The organism is Pseudoalteromonas sp. H103 (assembly GCF_001469205.1).
GTDB classification, from domain to species: Bacteria; Pseudomonadota; Gammaproteobacteria; order Enterobacterales; family Alteromonadaceae; genus Pseudoalteromonas; species Pseudoalteromonas carrageenovora.
Genome location: NZ_LOFG01000018.1, coordinates 172,828 through 193,160 on the forward strand (window position 1 = coordinate 172,828; position 20,333 = coordinate 193,160).

Below are 20,333 nucleotides of genomic sequence, written 5' to 3' on the forward strand. Positions count from 1 at the left end.
ATGCGCTCAATTAATGAGAAACGACACACATGAAATACAAATGATAGAGTAACAACAATACGTTTAAATATTGTCATGCACCTATACTGATACATAAAACATGAATGTCGCCTTTAAACTATATATGAATAAACTAAGATGAGATTTTTAGTGGCTTAACTATGAATATGGTATTATCTGACCCAATTATTTTACTGAATGTTTCTGTGTTATTTTTATGCCAAACTCAGCTTCTTGCTTTACCCCTTTTTTACAAAATATAAATGCGCTTTCGCGTCCAGAAACATTTACCTTTCCCTTTTATTATCAGCCGCATCCGCTAACTATTGCAGCTGCAACACAGTTGCAACAACAGCTAGAACCACTCTCACATTTAAAAGCCGAAAACGCAGGTAAAATGTTTGGTGTGTTAGTTGTGCAAAACAAAAATAACCAGCTGGGGTTTTTAAGCGCGTATTCGGGGCAGATTGAAGGCGATAAAGGCAGTATTAACTTTGTGCCACCGGTATCAAATATGCAGCTAAACGATGAAGGTTATTTAGCACAAAGCAAAATTATTAATGACATAAACAGCCAAATTAATGAGCTTGAAAGCAGCGCAGAGCTCACCGCTATTAATAAAAAGCTTGATGAATCAAAAGCTATGTTTAACGAGCAATTACTTGCGCAGCAAGCCCTAATGCAGGCCGGAAGATTAGTACGTAAAAAGCAGCGAACTGAAGGCGAAGCCGAACTAAGCGAGGATGATTTTGAGCAACTTAAAAATAAACTAGCCGGGCAAAGCATTGTTGAAAAAAAGCAATTACAAGCGCTTAAGCTTAATTGGCAAAATAAAATAGAACAGCTAGAGAGCGCTCAAACCAAAATTACAGACAACGTAAAACATTTAAAAAAGCGCCGTAAAACGCTATCTAAAAATCTACAAAAAATGCTTTTTGCTCAGTATCAGTTTTTAAATGCCCATAAAGAAGTAACCGACCTAAATGCTATTTTTGCACAGCTGCCAGAGCATACTCCACCCTCTGGCGCAGGCGATTGCGCAGCACCAAAGTTATTACAATATGCGTATAAACATAACTTAAAGCCCATTGCTATGGGTGAATTTTGGTGGGGAGCAGCCCCTAAATCAGCCATTAGGCAACATAAAAATTACTACCCTTCTTGTTATAGCAAATGCCAACCAATACTTGGGCATATGCTAAAAGGCCTAAATGTTGAAACCAATCCGCTACTTGAAAACCCGGCCGATGGGAAAGAGTTAAGTATTATTTATAAAGACGACGACTTACTGGTGGTAAACAAGCCTGCTGAGTTTTTATCGGTCCCAGGTGTAAATATTGATGACTCTGTTTATATGCGAATAAAAACACAATTCCCTGAAGCTTCAGGCCCATTAATAGTTCATCGTTTAGATATGTCGACCTCAGGATTATTGATGATCGCACTTAATAAACGTGTACATAAAGCCCTGCAAAAACAGTTTATAGAGCGCACTATTGATAAACGTTACGTTGCACTGGTTGATGGAAATGTAAGTGAAGATAGCGGCGAGATAAATTTACCCCTCATGCTCGACTTTGATGACAAGCCACGCCAAATGGTGTGCTATACAAATGGCAAACCTTCGCTTACTACTTGGCACGTACTTGAGCGAAAAAACAATATTACTCGTTTACAGTTATACCCAAAAACGGGGCGTACACATCAGCTACGCGTTCACTGCGCCCATAGCTTAGGATTAAATATGCCTATTATTGGGGATACACATTACGGCCAAAAAGCCGATAGACTTCATTTACATGCCGAGTATTTAGCGTTTACTCACCCAATAACTCTTAAACGCTTAGAGTTTGAAGTAGCGCCAGATTTCTAATAATTATTAGGCGCTTTACATGTGCGAAAATATACTTATAAGGTCTTTAGTTTATTAACGGCGTTACCAATTTAGAATATAGATTTATATTAAAATTTATTTAGGTATAGAGAGCCCTAAGGCTTGCTCCCGTTATAAGATTCCAATGTTTTTCTCTAAAGACAGTTTAATCACAAGTGAGGAGTACAGCCTAATAATCTCGTTAACGATTCCTGCAATACTCTATTAGCTTATTGCTGTAGTTATAACTAAAACGGTAATTTTTAGTATATCTCTGTCGTTCCTTATTTATCACTGTGTAAAAAAACACTCATTGGGTTTTTATACTACGTTATTGCCTACTTAAGTGTAATGTCTATACATTTTAGGTTTTTCCTGTTCTAAGCAACAAACAGTCCGCTTTAAACTCACATCAAACAGGTCACACGACCTAGTATTTTAGTGATTAATCATATTATTACTTATTAAGCATTAAGTTATAATTTAAAAGTAATGCTATAGTAAGTTAAACAAATAATAATAAAAGTCATAAATGTTAAATACGAATAACAATACGCACATACAAAATTTTAAACGCAGTGTATTGATCAAAGCTGCTCTTATTTGCTTTTTTATATTTATTAGCATGTATAGTTTTGCTGATAGTAGTGATGAGAATACGCTTTTAAGTTCTTTGGGTTTCAGTAAAGCTGAAAACTTGATTAACGATGTTAGAGCAAACAAACTAGATTACTTAATCAATGAAAAAAAACTCACTAAAGCATTTGAGCTAAGCAAAGAGCAACGCTGGGAGAGGCTTCACCTAGAGGCTGCTGCGCTGTATGCTGAACTGCTATTTCGACAAGAACGCTACAAGCGTTTAAAGCACCACTTAGCATTTTACTTAAGTAATAAACAACTAACAGAACAAAAAGATGTGCACCTTTTATTTTTAGAGTCGCAATTAAAATCTTTAGCTAGAAATGAAGATCCAACACCTGCAAAAAACCTTGCAAAAGAGCTTGAAAAACTAATACCTCAACATTCAGATAACGAAAAAATTATTATTTTTCGCGCTTTAGCTTACTACTACACAGATACTGATGTGTTAAGAAAAACTTTAAACGCAGCTCTAGAAGGCTTAGAGCTTGCTTTAAAAAACAATGACTTTGCAGCGCAAGGCTATTTTTATAGAAAAATAGCCGATGCTTATCACTTACTTACTGATGTAGATAAAGACAAGAGTAAAGCGGTTTACTATGCAAAAAAAGCAGTAAAAGCGTACGAAAAAACAAGCGATGGCCTTTTTACTGCAAAAGCATACTGGAGTTTAGGTAATGTGTTGTTAGAAATTAATGACCCAAACAATGCCTTAATACAGTTAAATAAAGCCTTGAGCTATTTTAAGAAAGTTAACATGAAAAAAGGTTTAGCATTTGCTCAATACTCAATTGCTGACATTCAATACCTTCAGGGAAATTACAACACAGCGTTAACGCTAGTAAACCAAAACATTGAACTTGCCCGCTCTGCTGGCATTCACGATATGCACCTTGCCTCATTGATTTTACTAGCTGATATATACATTAAACAAAACTTATTAGATAAAGCAAATCAAGTAAACGACGAGGTATATAATAATCTAGATAAGTTTACCCGTAGTATATATAAAGCTCGATTTTTAGCTAAACGCTATGAGCTTAAGCGAAGGCTGAACTACATTGACGATGCCTTTGAAGCAATCGAAGATAAACTCGTTTATACAAAAAAGCACTATGAAGCAACGAGCGAAAGTAACATAAAAGCACTCCAAATTAAGTTCGAAGTAAAAGAAAGAGAAGACAAGATATCGCAGCTAGAATTCGAAAAAGATATCAACAAACTTCAAGCAATCGAAGAACACCAACAAAAAATAATTTGGCGCTTAAGCGCATCCATTGCATTCATTTTAGTTCTTGTATCGTTATTCTTATTTTACCGCCAAATACGTCAGCGAAAAAAATATCATACTATTGCGTTAACCGACTACCTAACTAATAGTTTAAACCGCCGTGGAGTAATGCAAATAGCTGATAATTTGTTAGCCAACAAACCAGCATCAATTGCGATTGTTGATTTAGACTACTTTAAAAATATTAATGACAAATTTGGCCATGACACAGGGGACTTAGTACTGATTAAGTTTGCTCAAGCCGCTAAAGATACGCTAAGTGAAAATGATACATATGGGCGTTACGGCGGCGAAGAATGGCTGTTTGTTTTGAATACATTAGATAAGCAAAAAATTAACGACACGTTTGAGAACTTAGCACTCACTTTATCTGAATATTGCCGTGAAATAGAAGCCTTACCGAGTAAAATAAACATTACCTTTAGCGTGGGTGTTGCAATAAGTAATACTCACTCTAAATCACTTGATGTGCTTATTAAACATGCAGACCAACAGCTGTATAAAGCAAAAGAAAATGGCAGAAACCAAATAGCAATCGCGTAAATATACGTTATTAGTCACCTTCAATAATCATCTGTTTTATTTTGTGGGCTTTTTCAAAGTGATCTAATTTATGGGTGTGTATCCACCACGTAGCTGCTTGCATAAGCATCTCAGGATCCGTATTTTTATTTGCAAAAAAAGCGTAAAAAGAAAGCCCTACGTTTTCGCCTTTGGCTGCTATTTTTTTATCGCACACAGCTATAATTTTTGCTTTTAGTTCTTCCTGCATACATACCTTATTTAATTGTATTTTTACTATCTAAATATACCATTTAAAACACTAACGATTAGCTGTAAAAGACTTCTATCAACAATACTATGATTCTCAAACTCTTTATTAGGCGTATTTACTTTTGTAGCTTTGCATTCATTATCTAGTGGCTCATTTTTATGTAAATCTGTTTCATAAGCTATATCAGCTTGCTCCATGCATTTTGCAGAGCCCGCATAAGGCTGAGCAGCACAGCCAGTTAAAAATATACACAGCGATAATAAAGCTAAAAACGCTTTCATAATAAATCCTATTTTACGCACCTTCTGCCTTATATTATAGCTACAAGGTTGCTTATTTAGTCGGCTATCAAAACAAGTAGGTCAATAAAAAACACACCTACTTCATCAAAAAAAGTATCCTCTTTAGCATTCTTTTTTAATTGAGCACTTATACATTCATTATAAACTTCTGAGCTTGTTTGAGAGCCATTTGGCTCATTTATTTCTGCTTCTTTTATGCATAAGCTTCGATCAGAATACGGGGCTGTACTACATGCACTTAACAATGCACACAGTAGCAGTGCTGTAGTGAAGGTTTTTATATTCATCCTTAAACAATCCTATTAATTAAAGTTTTATAAATCACATATATAAAACGACTATGTAAAACCTGTACCTAAATAACGCTAACACTTTATCACTCCACTAAAATATACAACCAGTAAATATTTGTAAGGTTCTGTAGAGCTAAAACCTGAAAATATTGCATAAGCGTGCTTGTAAAACTTACAGGCTGCATACTCCCATGAGCAAACGAACAAATATAAACCTATTAAATTCAAAAAGTTAAATCATGGCATTTAGCTTGCTTCAATATTTGTAAGCAATTAAAGAGCAAGTAAAGGATTAGTTATGAATATATTTGAAGCGCTACGTCACGATCATGATAAACAACGTAAATTGGTAGATGCACTTATTCAAACGCATGGCGATACAACTGAGCGCCACAAGCTAATGGACGAGCTTAAAACAGAATTAGAAGATCACGCTAAATTTGAAGAGCGTTATTTTTATAATCCACTTATGTTTGATGATTTAACGCACGAAAAGGCACGCCACAGCGTAGCAGAGCATCATGAAATTGATGAGTTAATTGAACAACTTGAAGATACCGAAATGAGCTCGTCTGCTTGGTTAATTGCGGCTAAAAAACTGCACCATTTAGTACATCACCATTTAAGTGAAGAAGAACATGAAGTATTTCAATTAGCGGGTAAAGCTTTGACCGAAGGGCAAAAAGAGAGCCTTGCTGAGCAGTACAACGATGCAATGCATTAAAACCGACTTCCATACACTCCCTTGTGTACTTATTGGTTATAAGCCTTATGGCTTATAACCATTTTTTTGCTTTAAATAAAGATTATTTAACAGTAAATTTTACGTCTTGGTCACGTAATAGATAAAGCGCAAAACATGCTGCCCACATTGGCCACGCAGTAAAAAATAATAAGTTGTTAAAGCCATCTATATACTGGTTGTAAGATGAAAGCGTTGATAGACCGTGCATTACAAAAATAATACCGTATGTAAGGCGTTTTTTAATACCCGCCATAAATGCTAAAACCAAAACAAGTTGTACAGCACCTATAACGTAAGCAATTATATCGGTAGAACCACTAATACCATAAAAATGCTCAAAAATACGTGCGCTATGTCCAGGGTTAACAAACTTATCGAATGTCCACATAACCATTACAATAAACACACCTACACGCAGAGATAAAAGTGACCACTGCAAACGATTTTGCACATCAGAACTGATTGAACCTGTCATAAAAATTCCCTAAAAAATATTAATAAACGTTAAGGTAAGCTAGACCGTATAAGTTAATTTTTATTTCAAAAAACAGTAATTATTTTTATTAACGGTACGTTTGAGCATTTATTTATAAATGTTAGGCCGTGTCGTACATGCTTTATAGAAGTATACTATGCTTAAAAAAATGATAAAAAGCAGCCATTTACAGAAACGATAAATTAAAGGTACTTAAGTACTACTTTTAAAATAATTGTTTGGGCTTATGTTCTAAAAAACAAAAAGAAGCACAATTTTATTGAAAGTTATTTTTATAGCCTTCGGTCTTTATCGCCAACAACATTTTAACCGTAGAGAGAAAACGTTTGAAACACGCATATTTAGCACTATCCCTAGCCACTATATTAAATACACCATTAATAGCATTTGCAGCTGAAGAACCAAAAGCAACAACTAAAAGCGCAATTGAACATATTGAAGTGGCTGGCCAAGTTCTTAAATCTCAAGGTTTATCTGTAAAAGATGCCACTGTAGATGGCCCTTTCGGTGATAATTTAGCGCTACAAGATATAGCCCGCTCGGTCACGCCTATTTCAAGCGAGTTAATAGAGCAACTAAACATTACTACCCTACAAGACGTACTTGCAGTAAGCCCAAACACTTACTCTGCAAGTGGCTTTGGTGCGCCAAGTTTACCTACTATTCGTGGCCAACTGGGTGAGCTTTTTCAAGATGGTACACGTCGCCAAGCAGGTAATAATGGGTTTGGTGTGCCGTTATCGTTCAACTCTATAGAACAAATAGATGTAGTAAAAGGTGCACCGCCGGTTTTATTTGGCTCAAGCCAACGTAACGGTGGTTTTGTAAATTTACACTCAAAGACTGCCTCTACAGATGAAAGTAAAGGTAAAGTTAAGATCTCAGCGGGGCGATGGGATCAATACAGTGCGCAAGTAGATTACACAGCGCCAATTATTCAAGACAAAGTGGGCCTTAGAGTAAGTTACGAGCACCTTGATGAAGGCAGCTACTACGATTATTCAGGTACAAAAAGCGATAGTTTATTTGCAGCACTTAGAATTTTGCCAGACGACAAAAGCAGTTGGGACATTAACTTTGAGCTATACCAAGTTGAATTTACCGATAACGCCGGTATTAACCGCCCTACCCAAGCCTTAATTGATGATGGCCTTTACATTACCGGCCAAGGCGTGCAAGCAAATGGTAGTACCGTACCGGCGGGGGGTTCAATTGTATCGCCTACTGGGCAAGTAAAAATAGATCGCAGCACCGTACTTACCGACCCTGATAACCAAAACGAAGCAACCACTTATTTAATTCACAGCATTTATAAGCGCGAGCTAAATGCTAATGCCTCACTTAAAAATATTACGTACTTTCAGCATTTACAGCGTGAAGAAATAGCCCAAAACAGCTTTGTAGAAATTATAGATGGCGCCGATACAGCGCAAAACCGTACTGAGCTTACTTACCGTTGGAATAGCGACCAGCAAACAATTTTTGCTTTTGACGTACGCTATAACAAAGTACTTGGCTACAGCCAATTTACTACCGAGGCCGATTTACCTATTGATTTAACTGGCCCACTTTCAAACCGCCGCATTCCCTTAACCGATGCACAAAAAGCACGTTTAGTAGAGCTAAGCCCAGGTGTATTTGTATCGCCTGGTGGTCAATACGATTTAGATAACGATGGCAGCGGCGACTTTAACCTATCAGACACCACCGATTCACGCTCATGGCAAACAGGACTTGCCATTCAACAAGACTCTGATTGGGGTGATAAGCTTCATACTAGCGTGGGTTACCGCGTTGACTTTTACGATGTAGAAGCAAACGACCCTATTGCACCACAAGGCCAAGTTGCTGCAAGCGACAGCATTAACGAAATACTGCATTCTGGCCAAGTTAGCTTTAACTACAAAATAAATGCCGACTACACCACCTATGGTGCAGCAAGTTATAACGAAGCAACATCAAACAGTATGGCTGGCGGTACATCACTTGGCGGTGATAACACAATTAGCGCGCAAAATTTTGCTACCGAAAACACATTAGTAGAGTTTGGCTTAAAGTACGCCCCAACCGATAGCGACTGGTACGCTGATGGCGCGGTATTTAGCCAGCGCCGTAGTTTACGTAATCGCGACGGCAGCAATACAGGTATTCGTACCACAGGTTTTGAAAGCCAAGTATTTTACGATGCTTACCCTTATTGGCTAAGTGCGGGCTACAGCTACATAGATGCTCGCTACGACAACTCTGCAAGCAGTCAAGATTCTGCTCAAGTAATCGATGCATTTGATAATTCGCGCCCAGATATTATTGCAGGTACGGGCGTTGGCGCGCCAAGTTTTACCGCGTTTGCACCTTCAAACCGCCAAGTTCAGGGCATTCCTGAGCAATCATTCAGTTTTAATGGAAATTATTCAATTAATTCGAAATGGCAAACGGGTTTTTCAGGTCTATATACAAAGAGTTACCCATTAGACTTTTTGGCAACAGTTAAAATTCGTGATCAATACACGTTAAACGTTAATACTAGCTATGCTTTTACGCCTAGTACTAAGTTGCGATTAGATGTAAACAACGTCACTAATCAAAAAAACTGGCGCCCAGTATTTGAAGGTGGTTATTTTGGAGCAACATTGGCATTTCCTGAATTGCCGATAAACGCAAAATTAACACTAACCCATAATTTTTAGAGCGGTTTGAGAGAGAACATGATTAAAAAACTATTTTTGGTATTGATTGCAGCAGCGGCTATAGGCTTGTTCTTTCACTTTAATTTACACCAGTTACTTACGCTTGAAGGCTTAAAAGGGTCGATGGATCAATTTAGCCAATATAAAGAGCAATCACCATTGTTGGTTTTTGGTGGCTTCTTTTTATTATACGTAGTGGTAACGGCTCTCTCATTACCGGGGGCGGCTATATTAACACTGGCCGCAGGTGCATTATTTGGCTTAGTTGAAGGCTTATTAGTTGCCTCGTTTGCCTCTACTGTAGGTGCTACGCTTGCCTTTTTAGTATCGCGTTACTTACTGCGCGATACAATTAAACAACGTTTTCCTGAGCGCTTAGACGCTATTGACGCGGGCGTTGAAAAAGAAGGTGGCTTTTACTTATTTACGCTTAGATTAGTGCCAGTATTTCCGTTCTTTTTAATTAACTTATTGATGGGTGTTACCTCAATTAAAGCATGGACCTTTTACTGGGTAAGCCAAATAGGCATGCTGGCGGGTACATTTGTATTTGTAAACGCAGGTACGCAACTTGCGCAAATTGAGAGCTTATCAGGCATTTTATCGTTAGATCTTATTTTATCGTTCGCTTTATTGGGTGTGTTCCCATTCATTGCTAAAGGAATCCTAAACGTGTTTAAAAAACGTCGCGTATACAAAAATTACACTAAACCTAAAAAGTTCGACCGCAACATGATTGTTATTGGCGCAGGTGCTGGCGGCTTAGTTACAAGTTACATTGCAGCAGCAGTTAAAGCCAAAGTAACCCTAATTGAAGCCGGCGAAATGGGCGGCGATTGTTTAAACTACGGGTGTGTGCCAAGTAAAGCCGTTATTAAAAGCGCTAAAATTGCTGAGCAAATTCGCCACGGTGAACACTACGGCTTAGAAAACGCAACACCGCAGTTTTCGTTTAAAAAAGTAATGGCACGAGTACACCAAGTAATTGCCGACGTAGCACCACACGACAGCGTTGAGCGCTACACAAACCTAGGCGTAGATGTTGTAAAAGGCTACGGTAAATTATTAGACCCGTGGACTGTAGAAATTAAGCTTAACGATGGCGGCACACAAACATTAACAGCCCGTACTATTGTTATTGCCACTGGCGCACGCCCATTTGTACCGCCACTTCCTGGTATTGAAGAAACAGGCTATGTAACAAGCGATACATTATGGACTAAATTTGCTGAGCTTGAAGAAGCCCCTAAAAAGCTTGTTGTACTTGGCGGTGGTCCAATTGGTAGTGAACTTGCACAAAGCTTTGCACGCTTAGGCTCAAATGTTACGCAAATTGAGATGAGCGAACGCATCATGATCAAAGAGGACCTAGAGGTGTCTAAATTTGCACATGAAGCGCTAACCGAAAGCGGCGTAAACATTTTAACCTCGCATCAGGCACTACGCTGTGAAGAGCGCGATGGCAAAAAGTTCATTGTGGTAAAACATAATGATACCGAAATCGATATTGAATACGATGAGCTACTATGTGCTGTGGGCCGAAGCGCTCGCCTTAAAGGTTACGGCCTTGAAGAACTCGGTATTGAAACTAATCGCACTGTAGTCACTAACGAATACCTTGAAACGCTTTACCCTAACATTTTTGCCGCTGGCGATATTGTAGGTCCTTATCAGTTTACGCACGTAGCCGCTCATCAGGGTTGGTACGCAGCAGTAAATGGCTTATTTGGTAATCTTAAAAAGTTTAAAGTAGATTACCGTGTTATTCCGTGGACTACGTTTATTGACCCAGAAGTAGCACGTGTTGGCTTAAACGAGCAAGACGCTATTGATAAAGGCATTGACTATGAAATCACTCGCTTTGAATTTGAAGAGCTAGACCGCGCCATTACCGACAGCGCCACCAAAGGCTTTATTAAAGTAATTACACCCAAAGGCAAAGACAAAATACTCGGTGTTACTGTGGTTTCTGAGCACGCTGGCGATTTAATAGCTGAGTTTGTACTGGCAATGAAACACGGTTTAGGCCTTAACAAAATATTAGGCACTATTCACAGCTACCCTACTTGGGCTGAAGGTAACAAGTACGCAGCAGGCGAGTGGAAACGCGCTCATGCACCTGAGAAAGTACTTAACATGCTTGAAAAATACCACACATGGCGCAGAGGCTAATATGTTTAAAACACCTTTAAAAGCGCTATTGTTAGGGTCAGCTTTGCTTGCAACATCGTTTGCAAGCAAAGCTCAAAATATGCACGACAGCTGGAATACATTATTAAACAACCATGTTGTAGCTATTAATCATGGCCACAGCACAGAGGTTGATTATTCAGCAATAAAAGCTAAGCACAGCGAGCTTAAAACCTATTTAGATTCGCTATCGGCTGTTACGCAAAATGAGTTTGATACATGGGAAAAACCTAAGCAGCTGGCGTTTTTAATTAACGCATATAACGCCTTTACTGTTGAGCTTATATTAACAAAATACCCAGATCTTAAGTCAATTAAAGATTTAGGCAGCTTTTTTAGCTCACCATGGAGCAAAGAGTTTGTGCCATTACTTGGTAAAACTCGCAGCCTTGATGATATAGAGCATGGTTTAATACGTGGCAGTGGTAAATACAACGACCCACGTATTCACTTTGCTGTAAATTGCGCAAGTATTGGCTGCCCAGCACTACGTGAAGAAGCGTATACTGCTGATACATTAGAAGCACAATTACAAGAGCAAACAGTCCGCTTTTTATCAGACATGACCCGTAATATAGTGCAAGATAACACGCTAAGTGTGTCTTCAATATTTAAGTGGTACGGCGATGATTTTGAACAAGGCTTTAAAGGTGCAAATACGCTGCAACAGTTTTTTATGCTATACCCTAAAGCACTAAAACTGATACCCGCTCAGCAAAAAGCGCTTAAAAATAACGACATGAAAGTTAAGTTTTTAGACTACAACTGGGATTTAAATGCTCGCCAATAAATTTTGGCAAACATTATCGCGATACAGCTTTTGCTGTGTCGCGTTTTGCATTTGCCTTGTTATTAGCTTTAAAAGCCTAGCAAGTACACAATTACAAAGCCGTTGGCAGCAAGTTGAAAGCTTAGGCAAAGACCAAAGCGTATATTTTTATGCGTGGGGCGGCGATGCGCAAATAAATGCGTATATTCAATGGGCTGCGCAGCAAGTAAAAATCAAATACAACATAAACTTAGTACATGTAAAGCTAAGTGATACCAGCGAAGCAGTAAGCCGCGTACTTGCCGAAAAATCAGCAAACAATAACGATAAAGGCAGCGTAGATTTAATTTGGATAAACGGTGCTAACTTTGCCACCATGAGCGAGCACTCATTATTACTTAAACAATGGGCTAATAAGCTGCCTAATTTTAGCTACACCGACCCTAGTAATAACCCCGCTGTTAATTTTGATTTTGGAATACCCACCAACGGAATGGAAGCACCTTGGGGCCAAGCATCACTCACCTTTTATTACGACAGTTTAGCAATTGACGGCACTGCAAATAACACACTACCAACAACCCTAAACCAATTACTTAGCTGGAGCGCACAAAACCCAGGGCGCTTTAGTTACCCAAAGCCACCTGATTTTTTAGGAATGAGCTTTTTAAAATACGCGCTTGTTATGCTACATCAACAAAGCGATGACACACTTAAAGCGCAGTTAAATCAGCCAGCTACTGCACAAAACACAGCCCAAGTATTAAACCCGTTATGGGACTTTTTAAATAAGCTGCACCCAACACTTTGGCGCGGCGGGAAACACTTTATGCAAAGTGGTGCACAAATGCGCCGTTTAGTAGGCGACACAGAGCTAAGCATAGCGTTTACGTTTTCAGCGCCCGAAGTGCCCGCAGCCGTTAAACGTTATGATTTACCTAAAGGTATTCGTAGTTATGCAATGCAAGATGGCAGTTTAAGTAACACCCACTTTGTAGCCATACCTTATAATGCAAGCCATCAGCAAAGTGCGAAATTAGTGGCTAATTTTTTATTAAGTCCAGAGGCGCAAGCTCAAAAACAAAAAGCGCCTATATGGGGCGATAAAAGTGTACTTATTCAGTCAACGCTAACAACACAGCAACAAGCCTTATTTAAAACAACTCAGCCGCATGCAAGCGCGCTGCCTTTGAATAGTATTAAACGCACGCTAAGTGAGCCACACCCAAGCTGGGTAAACGCTATTATGCAAGGTTGGCAAACACGTTTTGGAATAAGCCAATGAGTGTTGTTTCAAATAAGTTAGCAGCAAGCCCACCGCTTAAACCACATAAAAGCGCCGATATGTTTAGTAAATTAGTTAAATTAAGTCCACGCTTTTTACTGGCATTACTAATTTTGCCGGTGATAGGCGGCCTAATTAGCGTGCTATTGCCCGCTTTTGGCTATGCGCCAGTACTTGAGCATACAACACTTGGCCTACATGGCTTTACTATGCTTATGCAAACACCCGGCCTAACACACATGGTTATGCTAAGTGTTGGCACCGGATTAATAAGTACCTTACTTGCCTTTATCATTACGTTAATGATTTTAGCGGCATTTTTTAATAGCCCGTGGCTTAACCGTATTCAGCGTTTACTGAGCCCAATACTGGTAATACCCCACGCAGCAGCGGCTATTGCGGTTGGTTTTTTAATTGCTCCTTCGGGCATGATCTCGCGTTTAGTATCGCCTTGGTTTAGTGGATGGGAACTTGCGCCTAACGGCATGTTTCCGCATGACTCGTTTGGTATTAGTATAATTTTAGGCTTAACCCTTAAAGAGCTGCCTTTTTTACTGTTAATGGCGCTAGGTGTGCTTGCCCAACCTGAGCTTGGCAAAAAACTGCGCCAACAACATAAAGTAGCGCTTAATTTAGGCTACTGCCCTATGACTGCTTTTTTTAAAGTGATACTGCCAAGCCTTTACCCATTACTGCGCCTACCCATTTTAGCCGTATTGGCTTATGCCAGCGCAAGTGTAGAAATGCCACTTATTCTGGGGCCAAATACACCACCCACCTTGGCAGTCGCTATTATGCACTGGTTTAACGATGTAGATTTAAACCTGCGTATTAAAGCCTCTGCAGGGGCATTATTGCAGCTTGTACTTACTGGTGGTTTACTAGCTCTTTGGCTTGGAGGCGAAAAAACCATAAAAGCATTATTTAGTGATTTACTCACCAATGGCGAGCGAGAATATGGCGGTGTTTATTGGCAAAAAATAACAACCGTATTAACAGTATTTGTAATTGGCTTTATTTTGCTCTCGTTAATTGGCTTAATTATGTGGTCGGTTGCCGGATTTTGGCGTTTTCCGGCGGCACTGCCCGATCAGCTCACGCTACTTCACTTTAAAAGTGCGCTAATGCAAATGCAAAGCCCGCTTTATAATACCCTTGCTATAGGGCTAGTTACTACGTTATTTGCCATTATTATTACCCTTTTGTGCCTAGAGTCAGAGCAGTTAAGTGCAAAACCCATGTCGCGCTTTACCAGCTTAATTATTTATTTACCGTTGCTTGTACCAAGTATTGCGTTTTTATTTGGCCTAGTGTGGCTGCAACAACTAGTAAATAACCAAGCCGCGTTTTTTAATGTGGTATTTACCCATTTATTGTTTGTACTGCCGTATGTGTTTTTATCGCTTGCGAGCAGTTATAGGCGATTAGACCCTCGCTTTGCTAATGTAGCAGCAAGCCTTGGCGCAACACCCTGCAAAGTGTTTTTACAAGTAAAATTACCCCAGTTATTTGCCCCTATTTTAATTGCGGCCGCACTTGGTTTGGCCATTAGTTTTGGCCAATATTTACCTACACTTTTAGCCGGTGGCGGGCGCATAGCAACAATTACAACCGAAGCGGTTACCCTTGCAAATGGCGCAAGTAGGCGTACCAGTGCTGTGTATGCCATTATGCAAATGGCATTACCACTAATTGGCTTTATACTGGCGTGGGTTTTACCTAAGTACTTTTTTAAAAGCGCACATCGCTAACCCATAAATTAAAAGGTTTTTAATGCAGTCATCTTTAGAGATTAAAAATTGTGAGCTTTATCGTCAACACGAGCTATTACTAAGCTTAAACGAGCAGGTAAAAGGCGGCGAAATACTTACTATTATGGGGCCATCAGGCAGTGGTAAATCAAGTTTATTAAACTGGCTTACCGGCACATTACCCAACGGCTTTAGCGCAAATGGCGAAGTGTGGCTTAACGGTAAAAATATTAATAATTTACCCGCACATTTACGCCACATAGGTGTGCTCTATCAAGATGCGTTATTATTTTCGCATTTATCGGTAAGCGGTAACATTGCCTTTGCTATGCCTAAAGGCAATAAAAAACAGCGCCTTGAAAAAATAGAGCACGCCCTTGAACAAGTAGGATTGAAAGGCATGGCTAATCGCCACCCCGACAACCTCTCTGGTGGGCAACAAGCACGCGTAGCTTTACTGCGTATGCTATTAAGCGAACCAAAAGCTATTTTGCTTGATGAGCCATTTAGCAAGCTCGATACCCAATTAAGAGTAGATACCCGCGAGCTGGTATTTAGCCAAATACGTGAGCATAAACTGCCCGCTATTATGGTAACCCACGATCATAGCGATGCAGAAGCCGCAAACGGCAAACTGATCACCTTAAATTTAGCCAAATAAATACACGCACAAAAAGCACAAGGCACTAAGCATGTTAGACAAATACATAACCCCGGTAATAAAGCCACTGTTAACCCCTGTTGTAGCGTTAATGCACAAGCGTGGTATAACGCCCGACCAACTCACTGTGGCAGGTTTTTTAATAGGGCTATTAGCTGTGCCATTAATTGCGTTTGAAATGTGGTACGCAGCGTTAACAGCTATTGCTTTAAATCGTATTTTAGATGGGCTAGATGGCGCATTGGCACGCCATGCAAATTTAAGTTCAAGCGCTGGCGGTTTTTTAGATATTACCCTCGATTTTTTATTTTACGCGGCAATTCCGCTTGGCTTTATTTTGGCAAACCCCGAGCAAAACGCCATTGCAGGTAGCATATTACTGGCCGCTTTTATAGGCACAGGCTCAAGCTTTTTAGCCTTTGCCATAGCCGCCGAAAAATTTAAGCTCGAAAAACCCCAGTTTAAATACAAAAGCTTTTACTATTTAAATGGTTTAACCGAAGGCACAGAAACCATAGCGCTGTTTATCGCCTTTTGTATATGGCCGCAGCACTTTGCAATAATGGCAAGTATTTTTGCCACTGCGTGCGCTATTACTATTTTTACACGTATACATGGTGGTTATAACACGCTTAAACGCCAAGAGGCCGATGAGGTTACACAAGCCAATGAGTAATGAAATTTGGTGGCGTTTAGGGTTCTTTTTTAGCATTTTAGTTATTATGATGCTGCTAGAATCGCGTATGCCCGCACGTAAATCGCCTATAAAAAGTAACACCCGATGGTTTGCTAATTTTGGACTCGTGTTTACTTCATCACTAATTGCCCGCTTAAGTGTACCCATTGGCTTAACCGCCGTAGCGCTTTATAACCAAGAGCACGGTATTGGTTTATTTAATCAAATAGCCACACCAAGTAGTGTTGCTATTATTTTAAGTATGCTATTGCTTGATATACTTATTTATTGGCAGCATAGGTTATTTCATAACGTGCCTATTTTGTGGCGTTTGCATCGCGTACACCACGCCGATGCGCATGTAGATACCAGCACAGGTTTGCGTTTTCATCCTATAGAAATTGTACTAAGCATACTTATAAAATTGATTGCCGTTACCGCTTTAGGGGTACCCGCTATTGCAGTATTAATATTTGAAATAGCACTTAATGGTTTAGCGTTATTTAATCATGCAAATATACGCTTGCCACAAGCAATAGAAAAACCACTTCGATTAATTTTAATGACCCAAATACTGCATCGTATTCACCATAGTCAACGCGTGAGCGAAACCAATTCAAACTACGGATTTAGCGTTATTTGGTGGGACAAACTGTTTGGTAGCTACAAAAATGAAGCGCAAAAAGCCGATAACGACATAGATATAGGCTTAAAAGAATACCCAAGCCAAAAACAAAATGCCTCACTTTGGGGTTTGCTAATAATGCCCTTTAAAAATAAGTAGCTTTCACTTAAATAATATCAACTTGCTTACATTAAATTAGAGCAAGTTGATGTTTGCAATGCATTTAATCTTATAAATGTACCCAATTAAGCACCGCTTTATCACGTCATTTTATATCTTGGATTTAACTTAAAAAATCAATTTAGAGCACTTAAATGCAACAACCAGCGCTTCGTAATCACTTGATTTATAAATAAAATATACTAAAAAGCTTAATTGATGAACTGGTCATACCGTAAATTTAATGTAAATAAGTAAACAAATATGTTGACCATTTACACGCTCCACAATATCATTTGTAAGCGCTTACAAAACACATGTTAAAATGTAAGCGCTTACAACACAAAAGTATAGCTCTAAAAACAATTAATCTGACAATAATCTGTTGAAACCGGGGTTCAGTTATGAACATTGAAACAACGCACATTACACGCTTATTTGCCGCTATCTCTTTAGCAACGTTAGCTGGCTGTGGTGGCGATTCTGCCACTAAATCGAATTTTGAAAATGTAGATGCCTCTGAGCCAGTTTCAGATTGGCAAATGGTGTGGAGCGACGAATTTGACGGCTCTGCCATTGATACTAATAAATGGAACTTTGAACTAAACTGCGACGGCGGTGGTAACAACGAAAAACAATGTTACACCGACAGCGAACAAAACGCTTTTATTGCCGACGGTGTGCTAAACATTGTTGCCCTACCAGCGACAGAAGGTGCTGAAAAGCCATACACTTCTGCGCGTTTAAATACCCGGTACAATGCTGACTTTACTTATGGCCGCTTTGAAGTACGTGCAAAGCTACCTTCGGGTCAAGGCAGTTGGCCTGCATTTTGGATGCTACCAACAGATGAAGAATACGGTACATGGCCACGCTCTGGCGAAATTGATGTTTTAGAGTCTGTAAACCTTAAAACTGCTGATGAAGATGGCGGTATTGAGTCAAGCATTCATGGCACATTACATTACGGCCGCGCGTGGCCAGATAACAGCTACACAGGCCAAGAATACAAATTCCCTGAAGATAGCAACCCAGCAGATGACTTTCATACCTACGCTATTGAATGGCAAGAAGGTGAAATTCGCTGGTACGTTGATGGCTACCTATACGCAACGCAGCGTCAATCAGAAGTTCGTACTAATGCCAATGGCGATGCAGTAGGCCTTACTCACCGAGGTTGGTTTGCAGAGTATTTTGAACAAGGTTCTGGCGAGCTTGAAACCCATTGGGATAGCGCTCCTTACGATAAAGACTTCCACCTATTATTAAACTTAGCCGTAGGCGGCGACTGGCCAGAAAACGTAAATGAGTTAGGCGTAGATGCCAACGCATTTGCAAACGGCCAAACGTTTGCAGTTGACTACGTACGTGTTTATCAATGTGCATCTAACCCAGATACTGGCAGAGGCTGTGAAACCATTCGCCCAGGTTACGATAGCCTAGACGATGCCCTACTTGAAGGCGATGCCCCTATTCCAAGTGCACCATCTACCGGTATTGCGACCCCATTAACTATTTTTGGCGATAGCTTTAACCCTAACTGGCCAGCATGGGATTGTTGTGGTGGCTCAACACCTGCAGTAGTGAACGATGAAGAGCAAGGTGACGTAGTTGAATTTACAATAGGCAGCGAGCCTACAGTAGTTGGTTTTATTAGCCGCGATGCGTTTATTACTGACGAAAACGGTGCTGCAACACCATTTGATGCATCCCCAATGTTAGAAGAAGGCTACGTACGCTTTAAAATGAAAGTAACAAGCGCTCCAAGCGTGCCTGATACCACATGGTTTGTAAAACTTGAAAGCACAGAAGCCTCAACAGATGCAGATATGCCGCTTTCAAATAGTGTCGAAGGCCAAGCACCTGTTGTAGGCCAATGGCAAACATACACATTTTTACTTTCTGACCTAGATGCCGCGGGCCTTGATATTAGTGCTATTGATGTACTAATGGTATTTCCTGAGTGGGGCACGGGCGAAGGTGCAACCTTTTTAATTGATGATGTTGAAATTACACAAGACAATATAGGCGCATCACCAGAGCTAACTATTTTTGAAGATGAGCAAAACCTAGCATGGCCAATGTGGGATTGTTGCGGCGGCTCAACACCTGTTGAGGCAATGGACGATGAAGAACACGGTTTAACTGCAGAGTTTAGTATTGGTGCAGATCCTACAGTTATGGGTTTTAACAGCCGCACTGAAGTAGGTGGTGCCGGTGAGACATTTGATGCAAGCAGCATTTTAGATGAAGGCGTTATTCAATTTGACTTAAAAGTAACGTCTACCCCTAGCGACCCTGCTACACCTTGGTTATTTAAAGTTGAATCAAATGGTGGCGACTCTGCAGTAGAGCTTGAGCTAACAGCAAGTGTAGAAGGCGCAGCACCAGTGACTGGCGAGTGGCAAACATATACCTTTAAGTTATCTGACTTAGCGGGTGCGGGCCTTGATGTAAGCACTATTGACGTACTTATGATATTTCCGGCATGGGCCGCAGGTGAAGGCTCGGTTTACCGTGTAGATAACGTTAAAATTTACAATCCTAATGCAGCACCAGTTGCCTCAGGTGAGCTTAACGTATTTACAGATACAGTCGCCGATCAGTGGAGCATATGGGATTGTTGCGCTGGCTCTACACCAACTACAGAAACCGACGATGATCAGCACGGCGCAGTGGCTCAATTTAGCATTGGTGCTACCCCAACTGTAATGGGCTTTTTAGCCGATGAAGACGTATCGTTTGATGCATCTGCCTTATTAGAAAGTGGCGTTGTACAGTTTGATATGAAAGTAGTCTCTGCGCCATCAAACGTGGATGCACAGTGGTTATTTAAAATTGAATCAATTGGCGCATCAAGTGCCGTTGAGCTGGCATTAACGCAAAGCGTTGAAGGCCAAGCACCAACAACCGGCGAGTGGCAAACATACACCTTCCCTATTCAGCAGTTATTTGATGCAGGCTTAGATATTAGCGCATTAAACGTAATCATGGTTTTTCCTAGCTGGGATATGGGCGACGGCGCACTTTACCGCATAGATAACGTAATAATTGCGAATCCATAAATACACACATTAATAGGCGCCTAGCGCCTATTACTACACAACAACATTTTA

General features: G+C 40.0%; 16 protein-coding genes. 12 read left to right on the forward strand and 4 right to left on the reverse strand.

Annotation, left to right across the window (positions count from 1 at the left end; genetic code table 11):
• The first annotated feature begins 217 nt into the window (after positions 1-217).
• Positions 218-1,873, forward strand: a complete 1,656-nt coding sequence (locus tag ATS74_RS16380; protein WP_058549937.1) for an RluA family pseudouridine synthase — start codon at positions 218-220, stop codon at positions 1,871-1,873.
• A 532-nt stretch (positions 1,874-2,405) separates the two neighbouring features.
• Entirely contained in the window at positions 2,406-4,346 is a 1,941-nt protein-coding gene (locus tag ATS74_RS16385; RefSeq protein WP_058549938.1) for a tetratricopeptide repeat-containing diguanylate cyclase, read from the forward strand.
• Between the two features lie 10 nt (positions 4,347-4,356).
• Here the strand turns inward: ATS74_RS16385 and ATS74_RS16390 are convergent, their stop codons facing one another.
• Genes ATS74_RS16390 through ATS74_RS16400 form a run of 3 tightly spaced genes read right to left on the reverse strand, consistent with a single transcriptional unit; the run spans position 4,357 to position 5,167 of the window.
• Complete coding sequence (locus ATS74_RS16390) at positions 4,357-4,575, reverse strand: DUF6500 family protein (protein WP_058549939.1); 219 nt, start codon at positions 4,573-4,575, stop codon at positions 4,357-4,359.
• Between the two features lie 26 nt (positions 4,576-4,601).
• Complete coding sequence (locus tag ATS74_RS16395) at positions 4,602-4,859, reverse strand: hypothetical protein (protein ID WP_058549940.1); 258 nt, start codon at positions 4,857-4,859, stop codon at positions 4,602-4,604.
• Between the two features lie 56 nt (positions 4,860-4,915).
• Positions 4,916-5,167 carry a hypothetical protein gene (locus ATS74_RS16400; protein WP_058549941.1) on the reverse strand — a complete coding sequence of 84 codons (252 nt, stop codon included), beginning with the start codon at positions 5,165-5,167 and terminating at the stop codon, positions 4,916-4,918.
• Between the two features lie 304 nt (positions 5,168-5,471).
• Between ATS74_RS16400 and ATS74_RS16405 the strand changes: the two genes are divergently transcribed.
• Positions 5,472-5,897, forward strand: coding sequence for a hemerythrin domain-containing protein (locus tag ATS74_RS16405; protein WP_058549942.1), 426 nt, complete (start codon positions 5,472-5,474; stop codon positions 5,895-5,897).
• An 82-nt stretch (positions 5,898-5,979) separates the two neighbouring features.
• Here ATS74_RS16405 and ATS74_RS16410 read toward each other — a convergent pair whose 3' ends face one another.
• Positions 5,980-6,393 carry a hypothetical protein gene (locus ATS74_RS16410; RefSeq protein WP_058549943.1) on the reverse strand — a complete coding sequence of 138 codons (414 nt, stop codon included), beginning with the start codon at positions 6,391-6,393 and terminating at the stop codon, positions 5,980-5,982.
• A 347-nt stretch (positions 6,394-6,740) separates the two neighbouring features.
• Between ATS74_RS16410 and ATS74_RS16415 the strand changes: the two genes are divergently transcribed.
• The 9 genes from ATS74_RS16415 to ATS74_RS16455 all read left to right on the forward strand — a co-directional run bounded on the left by ATS74_RS16415 (position 6,741) and on the right by ATS74_RS16455 (position 20,282).
• Positions 6,741-9,101, forward strand: a complete 2,361-nt coding sequence (locus ATS74_RS16415) for a TonB-dependent receptor (protein ID WP_058549944.1) — start codon at positions 6,741-6,743, stop codon at positions 9,099-9,101.
• A gap of 18 nt (positions 9,102-9,119) precedes the next feature.
• On the forward strand, positions 9,120-11,273 hold the full coding sequence (locus tag ATS74_RS16420; RefSeq protein ID WP_058549945.1) for an FAD-dependent oxidoreductase: 2,154 nt from the start codon (positions 9,120-9,122) through the stop codon (positions 11,271-11,273).
• A 1-nt stretch (position 11,274) separates the two neighbouring features.
• Entirely contained in the window at positions 11,275-12,081 is an 807-nt protein-coding gene (locus tag ATS74_RS16425; RefSeq protein WP_058549946.1) for a DUF547 domain-containing protein, read from the forward strand.
• The gene (locus ATS74_RS16430) at positions 12,068-13,345 is read left to right on the forward strand and encodes an ABC transporter substrate-binding protein (RefSeq protein WP_058549947.1); all 1,278 of its coding nucleotides are present in this window, start codon (positions 12,068-12,070) and stop codon (positions 13,343-13,345) included. The genes ATS74_RS16425 and ATS74_RS16430 overlap by 14 nt, the downstream gene beginning before the upstream one ends.
• Positions 13,342-15,096: an ABC transporter permease gene (locus tag ATS74_RS16435; RefSeq protein ID WP_058549948.1), complete on the forward strand. Its 1,755-nt coding sequence runs from the start codon at positions 13,342-13,344 to the stop codon at positions 15,094-15,096. The genes ATS74_RS16430 and ATS74_RS16435 overlap by 4 nt, the downstream gene beginning before the upstream one ends.
• A gap of 22 nt (positions 15,097-15,118) precedes the next feature.
• Positions 15,119-15,757: an ATP-binding cassette domain-containing protein gene (locus tag ATS74_RS16440; RefSeq protein ID WP_058549949.1), complete on the forward strand. Its 639-nt coding sequence runs from the start codon at positions 15,119-15,121 to the stop codon at positions 15,755-15,757.
• Positions 15,758-15,788: 31 nt separating this feature from the next.
• Positions 15,789-16,433, forward strand: coding sequence for a CDP-alcohol phosphatidyltransferase family protein (locus tag ATS74_RS16445; RefSeq protein WP_058549950.1), 645 nt, complete (start codon positions 15,789-15,791; stop codon positions 16,431-16,433).
• Entirely contained in the window at positions 16,426-17,217 is a 792-nt protein-coding gene (locus tag ATS74_RS16450) for a sterol desaturase family protein (protein WP_058549951.1), read from the forward strand. The genes ATS74_RS16445 and ATS74_RS16450 overlap by 8 nt, the downstream gene beginning before the upstream one ends.
• A 404-nt stretch (positions 17,218-17,621) precedes the next feature.
• Entirely contained in the window at positions 17,622-20,282 is a 2,661-nt protein-coding gene (locus ATS74_RS16455; protein ID WP_058549952.1) for a glycoside hydrolase family 16 protein, read from the forward strand.
• Positions 20,283-20,333 lie beyond the last annotated feature (51 nt).

What these genes read in the sequence shown, in the direction of transcription:
- ATS74_RS16395 (WP_058549940.1), bottom strand. Translation starts at nt 4,859, where the DNA reads ATGAAAGCGTTTTTAGCTTTATTATCGCTGTGTATATTTTTAACTGGC.
- ATS74_RS16380 (WP_058549937.1), top strand. Translation starts at nt 218, where the DNA reads ATGCCAAACTCAGCTTCTTGCTTTACCCCTTTTTTACAAAATATAAAT.
- ATS74_RS16400 (WP_058549941.1), bottom strand. Translation starts at nt 5,167, where the DNA reads ATGAATATAAAAACCTTCACTACAGCACTGCTACTGTGTGCATTGTTA.
- ATS74_RS16390 (WP_058549939.1), bottom strand. Translation starts at nt 4,575, where the DNA reads ATGCAGGAAGAACTAAAAGCAAAAATTATAGCTGTGTGCGATAAAAAA.
- ATS74_RS16450 (WP_058549951.1), top strand. Translation starts at nt 16,426, where the DNA reads ATGAGTAATGAAATTTGGTGGCGTTTAGGGTTCTTTTTTAGCATTTTA.
- ATS74_RS16430 (WP_058549947.1), top strand. Translation starts at nt 12,068, where the DNA reads ATGCTCGCCAATAAATTTTGGCAAACATTATCGCGATACAGCTTTTGC.
- ATS74_RS16445 (WP_058549950.1), top strand. Translation starts at nt 15,789, where the DNA reads ATGTTAGACAAATACATAACCCCGGTAATAAAGCCACTGTTAACCCCT.
- ATS74_RS16405 (WP_058549942.1), top strand. Translation starts at nt 5,472, where the DNA reads ATGAATATATTTGAAGCGCTACGTCACGATCATGATAAACAACGTAAA.
- ATS74_RS16420 (WP_058549945.1), top strand. Translation starts at nt 9,120, where the DNA reads ATGATTAAAAAACTATTTTTGGTATTGATTGCAGCAGCGGCTATAGGC.
- ATS74_RS16425 (WP_058549946.1), top strand. Translation starts at nt 11,275, where the DNA reads ATGTTTAAAACACCTTTAAAAGCGCTATTGTTAGGGTCAGCTTTGCTT.
- ATS74_RS16440 (WP_058549949.1), top strand. Translation starts at nt 15,119, where the DNA reads ATGCAGTCATCTTTAGAGATTAAAAATTGTGAGCTTTATCGTCAACAC.
- ATS74_RS16435 (WP_058549948.1), top strand. Translation starts at nt 13,342, where the DNA reads ATGAGTGTTGTTTCAAATAAGTTAGCAGCAAGCCCACCGCTTAAACCA.
- ATS74_RS16385 (WP_058549938.1), top strand. Translation starts at nt 2,406, where the DNA reads ATGTTAAATACGAATAACAATACGCACATACAAAATTTTAAACGCAGT.
- ATS74_RS16410 (WP_058549943.1), bottom strand. Translation starts at nt 6,393, where the DNA reads ATGACAGGTTCAATCAGTTCTGATGTGCAAAATCGTTTGCAGTGGTCA.
- ATS74_RS16455 (WP_058549952.1), top strand. Translation starts at nt 17,622, where the DNA reads ATGAACATTGAAACAACGCACATTACACGCTTATTTGCCGCTATCTCT.